A 1,879-nucleotide genomic window follows, 5' to 3' on the forward strand; every position below is an offset into this window, starting at 1 on the left:
GTCCACGACGTCAGCGGTGCGTTCATGCCGCCTGCCCGCTCAGTGCAGGCACGACGCTGCGGCCGTCCGGCAGCAGCTCGCCCGTGTCGTCGAAGAACACGACCCCGTTGCACAGAAGTCCCCATCCTTGCTCTGGGTGGTACGCCACCAGGCGCGCGGCCTGATGATCGATGGCGTCCGCGGGAGGACAAGGAGGCTGATGCGTGCACATGATGCTGATCCCCCGTTCCTCACATCCAGCCTTCTCCTACACCTTCAGACTGCCTCACCACCCGCCACGAAATGAGGTGAGAAACCCCTACTTGAGTACCTATTTCGACTACCTACGTAGTCCCGAGAAGAAGCCCAGCCCACCCCCACGGCAAGCTGGAACCCATGAGCTTCCCCGTAGGGCAGGTCGCCAAGCTGGCCGGCATCACCATCCGCACCCTGCACCACTACGACCAGATCGGCCTGCTCACCCCCGGCGAGCGCACCCACGCCGGCTACCGCCGCTACACCCACGCCGACCTCAACCGCCTGCAGCAGATCCTCCTCTACCGCGAACTCGGCTTCCCCCTCGACGAGATCGCCGCCATCCTCAGCGAAAGCGCCACCGACGACCTCACCCACCTGCGCCGCCAGCACCAACTGCTCACCCGCAAAGCCGAACACCTCCACCAGCTCATCGCCGCCGTCGAACGCGCCATGAACGCCCACACCGCGAACATCCCCCTCACCCCCGCCGAACGCCTGGAGGTCTTCGGCGACTTCCGCCCCGAAGACCACGACGCCGAAGTCCAGCGCCGCTGGGGCCACACCGCCGCGTACGCCGAAAGCAGCCGCCGCGTCGCCTCCTACACCAAAGACGACTGGCTCCAGATCAAAGCCGAAGCCGCCACCGTCACCGCCGACCTGGCCGCCGCCTTCCAAACCGGCCGGCCCGCCGACGGCCGGCACGCCATGGACCTCGCCGAACGCCACCGCGGCCACATCACCCGCTGGTTCTACACCTGCACCCACGACCTACACCGATGCCTGGGCGACCTGTACGCCGGCGACCCCCGCTACACCGCCGTCTACGACACCCACGCCCCCGGCCTGGCCGCCTACCTCCGCCAGGCCATCCATGCCAACGCCCGCCGCGCCACCTAGAAATATGTCCCTATCGGGACCGGCATCGTCACCCACGCCGGCGACCCCACCACCTTCGACGCCTGGCGCATCCACGTCGAGGAACTGGCCTCCTCCCTCGTGGCTTAGGGGTTGTCTGGCGTAGTGAAAGGGTATTTGCACCAACCCACGCCCTTTACATTGTAGATCACTAAGCTCTGAGGCCCAGCGCCGCCCCCCTCACCCACCGCGGCGGGTCCAGCCATGCTTCGTGATGAGCTTCGACGGGGGTTGTGACCCGGCCGGGTTCGATGCCCTGCCCTCCCGCACCCAGGCCTTGCGGCGGGCTTGACAGGCGTGCCTATGATCCCCCATGCCTCCGCTCACGCTTCCCCGCCAGCACGCCCGCACGGCCCGTTTCAAGCTCGGCATCCCCAGAGACTTCACGATCTCACCGGACGGCACCAGGGTGGTCTTCCTCAGGTCCTCAGCCGGTGACGACCCGGTGAACCGGCTGTGGACGCTGACGGTGGCCACCGGGGAGGAGCGCCTGCTCGTGGACCCCGGCACCCCGTCGGGCGTGACCGTGCCGGAGGCGGAGCGCGCGCGCAGGGAACGCACCCGCGAACGTGCGAGCGGCATCGTCGCCTACGCCACCGACGCCGCCGTGACCAAGGCCGTCTACGCGCTCAACGGTGAGCTCCACACCGTCGACCTGCTGACCGGCGCGACCACCCCGGTCGGTGCGACCGGATCCGACCCGCGGCTCGACCCGGCCGGGCAACAC

The 1,879-nt window shown here is 68.4% G+C and carries 2 protein-coding genes and 1 pseudogene; 2 read left to right on the forward strand and 1 reads right to left on the reverse strand.

Annotation, left to right across the window (positions count from 1 at the left end; translation table 11 throughout):
* Positions 1 to 22: 22 nt before the first annotated feature.
* The gene (locus AB0J09_RS63760; protein ID WP_360714116.1) at positions 23 to 211 is read right to left on the reverse strand and encodes a DUF5999 family protein; all 189 of its coding nucleotides are present in this window, start codon (positions 209 to 211) and stop codon (positions 23 to 25) included.
* A gap of 164 nt (positions 212 to 375) precedes the next feature.
* On the opposite strand from AB0J09_RS63760, the gene AB0J09_RS63765 reads away from it, so the two are divergent.
* Together AB0J09_RS63765 and AB0J09_RS63770 are read left to right on the forward strand one after the other, a co-directional pair.
* Positions 376 to 1,134, forward strand: a complete 759-nt coding sequence (locus tag AB0J09_RS63765; RefSeq protein ID WP_360714118.1) for a MerR family transcriptional regulator — start codon at positions 376 to 378, stop codon at positions 1,132 to 1,134.
* A gap of 331 nt (positions 1,135 to 1,465) precedes the next feature.
* Positions 1,466 to 1,879 (forward strand): annotated as a pseudogene (locus AB0J09_RS63770) (S9 family peptidase); the annotation flags it as partial.

Origin of the sequence: Nonomuraea sp. NPDC049784 (genome assembly GCF_040659615.1) — a bacterium.
Classification (GTDB): Bacteria; Actinomycetota; Actinomycetes; order Streptosporangiales; family Streptosporangiaceae; genus Nonomuraea.